Below are 5,515 nucleotides of genomic sequence, written 5' to 3'. Positions count from 1 at the left end.
ACCTAACCAGTCAAACAATGGCGCTTTTTCAGAATGTTCAGGACAAGCAGGGTAGCCCGGTGCAGGACGAATACCCACATACTTCTCTTTAATCAAATCTTCATTCGACAATTGTTCATCCGCTTGATAGCCCCAGAACTCTTTACGAACACGTTCGTGTAAATGCTCCGCAAATGCTTCTGCAAAACGGTCGCCCAAGGCTTGAACCATAATCGCGTTATAGTCATCGCCTTTGGCTTTGTATTCTTGCGAAAGTTCTTCTGCACCAAAGATTGAAACGGTAAAACCACCTAAGTAATCTTGAGCTACATCTTTTGGTGCAACGAAGTCAGCCAATGAGAAGTTGGCTTTACCTGTCACTTTGTCAGACTGCTGACGAAGATGCTCAAAGGTATGTGTGACATTGCCATTTTCATCCGTCACGGCAACAGTATCTGCTGCTACACGGTTGGCAGGGTAAATGCTAAATGTTGCACGGGCATCAAAGCGTTTATTGTCGATGATGTCTTTGAGCATCGCTTGTGCTTGTTCAAACAAATCACGCGCGGCTTCACCCACCACTTCATCTTCAAGGATTTTCGGGTATTTGCCCGCCAAGCTCCAAGAAATAAAGAATGGTGTCCAGTCAAAGTATTCCACCAAAGTTTCTAAAGAATAATTGGTGAATGTTTGTGAACCAATAAAGTTCGGCTTTACAGGGGCATTCTTGTCAAAATCAACTTTGAAGTTATTTTCTACAGATTCCGCATAAGATAACTTGGCTGCTTTCGGTTGCTTGTTGGCTAAACGAATACGGATTTTTTCATAATCCGCTGCATAGTCTTCTGCCAGTTTTGGCTTCATTTCAGCAGATAATAATTGTGTGGCAACACCCACCGCACGTGAAGCATCGGCGGTGTAATAAACACCATCATTTTGATATTGCGGTGAAATTTTTACCGCAGTATGTGCTTTAGATGTCGTTGCACCACCAATCATCAAGGGAATGTTAAAGCCTTTACGTTGCATTTCTTTGGCAACAAAAACCATTTCATCCAAAGATGGTGTAATCAAACCTGATAAACCGATGATGTCGACTTTCTCATCAATCGCAGTTTGCAGAATTTTCTCACATGGCACCATCACGCCAAGGTCAACGATGTCATAACCGTTACAACCAAGCACTACGCCAACGATATTTTTACCGATGTCGTGTACGTCGCCTTTTACCGTTGCAAGTAAGATTTTACCTTTAGACTGACCAACGGTTTTTTCAGCTTCAATGAACGGGTTGAGCCAAGCAACCGCTTGTTTCATTACACGAGCAGATTTCACCACTTGAGGTAAGAACATTTTACCGGCACCGAACAGGTCGCCAACCACGTTCATACCTGCCATTAACGGGCCTTCGATCACATCTAGCGGACGAGTCGAATTTAAACGTGCTTCTTCCGTATCTTCATCAATGTATGTGGTAATACCTTTGACCAATGCATATTCAAGACGTTTTTCAACGCTCTCATTACGCCATTCAAGGTTTTCTTCAGCTTTTTGTGCGCCCGCTTGACCACGGTATTTTTCAGCTACAGCAAGGAGTTTTTCAGTCGCATCTTGACCGCTAATCCCTTGGTTGCGGTTCATCACCACATCTTCAACCGCTTCTTTTAAATCTTTGTCGATGTCATCATAAATCGCAAGCTGACCTGCGTTTACGATCCCCATGGTTAAGCCTTGTTGAATGCCGTGGTATAAGAACACCGCATGGATCGCTTCACGGACAGGTTCGTTACCACGGAATGAGAACGATACGTTTGAAATACCACCTGAAATCATCGCATTTGGTAGATTCTGTTTAATCCAACCTGTTGCTTCAATAAAGTCCACGCCATAGTTGTTGTGTTCTTCGATACCTGTTGCTACCGCAAATACGTTCGGGTCAAAGATAATATCTTCAGAAGGGAAGCCAACTTCATTGACAAGCACGTCATAAGAACGCTTACAGATTTCTTTTTTACGCTGAGCTGTATCTGCCTGACCATTTTCATCAAATGCCATGACAATAACCGCTGCACCGTATTGACGGCACAGGCGTGCACGTTCTACAAACTCGTCATAACCTTCTTTTAACGAGATTGAGTTAACAACCGCTTTACCTTGTACGCATTTTAAACCTGCTTCAATAATCTCCCATTTAGAAGAATCGAGCATGATTGGCACACGTGAAATATCAGGTTCAGAGGCAATCAGATTCAAGAAGTGCACCATTGCACCTTGTGAATCGAGCATGCCTTCATCCATGTTGATGTCAATGATTTGCGCACCGGCTTCAACTTGTTGACGCGCAACGTCTAGCGCTTCTGTAAAGTTTTCTTCTTTAATTAAACGTAGGAATTTTTTAGAACCGGTCACGTTGGTACGTTCACCAACGTTCACGAACAATGAATCTTTGGTGATGTTAAATGGCTCTAAACCACTTAAACGACATGCAGGTTCAATTTCAGGAATTTGACGCGGGGTAATACCTGCAACCGCTTGTGCAATCGCACGGATGTGATCGGGCGTGGTACCACAACAACCACCGGTAATATTAATTAAACCGCTTTCAGCGAATTCTTTGATGAATGCCGCAGTTTCTTCAGGGGTTTCATCATAACCACCAAAGGCATTTGGTAAACCTGCGTTTGGATGTGCAGAAACAAAAGTATCCGCCACGTCAGAGATGGTTTTGACGTGTGGACGCATGGCATCTGCACCAAGAGCACAGTTAAAACCAATAGATAATGGCTCTGCATGACGCATTGAGTTCCAGAATGCTTCTGCGGTTTGACCTGTCAATGTACGACCTGAGGCATCAGTAATGGTGCCTGAAATCATAATTGGCAATTCATAACCAATTTCTTTAAACACTTCTTTGACTGCAAAAATCGCAGCTTTAGCATTTAAAGTATCAAATACGGTTTCAATTAAGATGATGTCCGCACCACCTTCAATCAATGCTTTGGTCGATTCCATATAGTCGACTTTAAGCGCATCAAAAGTAATGTTACGAAACGCAGGGTCGTTTACTTTTGGTGAAATAGACGTGGTACGTGATGTCGGACCAATCACACCTGCCACAAAACGTGGTTTTTCAGGGGTTGAATATTTGGCACAGGCTTCTTTAGCAAGACGTGCTGCTGCAATATTAATTTCAGGAACCAAATCTTCCATATGGTAATCCGACATTGAAACACGCGTACCGTTAAAGGTATTGGTTTCAATAATATCTGCACCGGCTTCAAGGTAAGCTTCATGAATCCCTTGAATAATGTGGGGTTGAGTGAGCACCAAAAGGTCATTGTTGCCTTTTAAGTCAGATGCCCAATCGGCGAAGCGTTCACCACGGTAATCAGCTTCTTCGAGTTTGTGGCGTTGAATCATGGTGCCCATTGCACCATCAATAATCAGGATGCGCTTGGCAAGAAGCTCTTTTAAAGTGGCGAGTGTGGACATACAAAACCCCAATCCGGTGGAATAGAAAATCGCAGCTATATTAGCAGAATTCATGACCAGTTGAGGAGTATTCAAACTAAGTAGTTGAATTGCTATACAGAAAAGACAAATAGATGAATTTTTTTCATGTTAATGGCGCTGTATAAGTACTGACCAAAAATGAGATTCACGTTAAAATTTTAGTCATAAAGAATATTTTGTATTGCATACTATGGCCATAAATTAACAATATTGTTTAATTAAATCGCATATCACGATAAAATCATTTAATTGGATTTAAAAAACAGCCAACTTTTAACATCGATTTATCATATAATTATTATAATTCAACTGAAAAAATATGAGGATAATTTTGTCCTCTATGCCAATTGCATGAATTCTACCCCAAATTCCACACAATCAGCTCCACACGCAGCTGATCAGTCGACCAATGTTCATGTACCAACACCAAAATTTTTTATGCCGGTGTTTTTGACCCTGATTGTATCGACGCTGATTTATATTGGTTTTCAACTTTCCCTTGATTTAGCGCATGTGCCTGCACTTGGGTTATATAGCGTAGTGTTGCTCGCTAGTGCTTTGTTTATTGCATTGGGCTTTGAGTTTGTAAATGGTTTTCACGATACTGCCAATGCGGTCGCCACCGTGATTTATACCAATGCCTTGCCGGCACCGGTTGCGGTGATGTGGGCAGGCTTTTGTAATTTCCTTGGTGTGATGGTGGCCAGTGGCGCTGTAGCATACGGGATTATCGCTTTATTGCCCGTTGAACTGATTATGAATGTCGGTTCAGGCGCCGGCTTTGCTATGGTGTTTGCCATGCTCATTGCTGCCATTATATGGAACTTAGGCACATGGTTTTTGGGCATTCCGGCATCGAGTTCACATACTTTAATCGGTTCGATTTTAGGGGTGGGCATTATGAACTACATCTTGCATGCAAGCAGTGGTGCATCGGGTGTAGATATGGATCAGGTGATGAAGGTGGGTAAGGCCTTGCTATTTTCACCTTTAATTGGTTTTGCGTTTGCTGCGGTTTTGTTCTTATTGGTGAAAAAAATATTTAAAAACCAAATGGAGCTGTTTCAACCGCCTGTGGGCAATAAGCCACCACCACCGATTATTCGTGCCATTTTGATTTTTACCTGCACAGGGGTGAGTTTTGCGCACGGCTCTAACGATGGTCAAAAAGGTATGGGGTTAATCATGCTGATTTTGATTGGTTGTGTACCGCTGGCTTATTCTTTAAATAAAAATGTCGATAGCGCGCATATGCAATCTTTTGCTGAGCTATCGGCACAAACGGCTCATTTGATTGCTCCACATCATCAAGACATTTCTGATCAAAAAGCACGTGCGATTATTACCCATTATGTGCAAACCAAGCAATTAACGCCACAGGTGGTGCCCGCTTTGGCCAATCTCACCGAGCATTTAGGTGAAAAAGTTGGGAGCTACCAAAACTTAAAAGATGTACCCGAAGCACAAGTGTCTGAATTTCGTAATGATATGTATTTAAGCAGCACAGCCTTTAAGCGCCTTGATAAAGCCGAGGCCTTACCGAGCATGAGCGCCGTGCAGACAAAAACAGTAGATGCTTACCGTGATCATTTGGATTCATTTTTACAATACATCCCAACATGGGTCAAAGTTGCAGTTGCATTGGCACTTGGTTTAGGCACCATGGTCGGTTGGAAGCGTATTGTGGTCACTGTAGGTGAGCGTATTGGTAAAAACCATATGACTTATGGTCAAGGGATGTCGGCTGAACTTGTCGCAATGTCTACCATTGCAGCAGCAGATGGTCTTGGTATGCCTGTATCCACTACACATGTGTTGAACTCGGCTGTTGCTGGAACCATGGTCGCCAACAAATCGGGTTTAAACTTTAATACCGTAAAGACCATTTTATCGGCTTGGATCTTTACTTTACCTGCCACCATCTGTTTGTCAGGGGTGTTGTATTGGTTATTAGATCTCTTGCGAAAGTTAATTTAAGAGCATCCAATTCACCATTCCAGCAATTAAATTCATTCTTAGACCA

The 5,515-nt window shown here is 42.6% G+C and carries 2 protein-coding genes; one reads left to right on the top strand and one right to left on the bottom strand.

What is annotated here, in order from left to right:
• Window positions 1–3,471: methionine synthase (metH, locus tag Q0017_RS13110; protein WP_298147690.1), on the bottom strand; the 3,471-nt coding region annotated here is incomplete at its 3' end.
• A 372-nt stretch (window positions 3,472–3,843) separates the two neighbouring features.
• On the opposite strand from metH, the gene Q0017_RS13105 reads away from it, so the two are divergent.
• A complete protein-coding gene (locus tag Q0017_RS13105) occupies window positions 3,844–5,469 on the top strand; it encodes an inorganic phosphate transporter (protein WP_298147687.1) in 1,626 nt (541 codons plus the stop codon).
• Window positions 5,470–5,515 lie beyond the last annotated feature (46 nt).

Source organism: uncultured Acinetobacter sp. (assembly GCF_947624825.1).
In the GTDB taxonomy this organism is placed as follows: Bacteria; Pseudomonadota; Gammaproteobacteria; order Pseudomonadales; family Moraxellaceae; genus Acinetobacter.
Note: the sequence above shows the minus strand (reverse complement) of the source record. Positions and strands in the feature narration are given on the sequence as shown.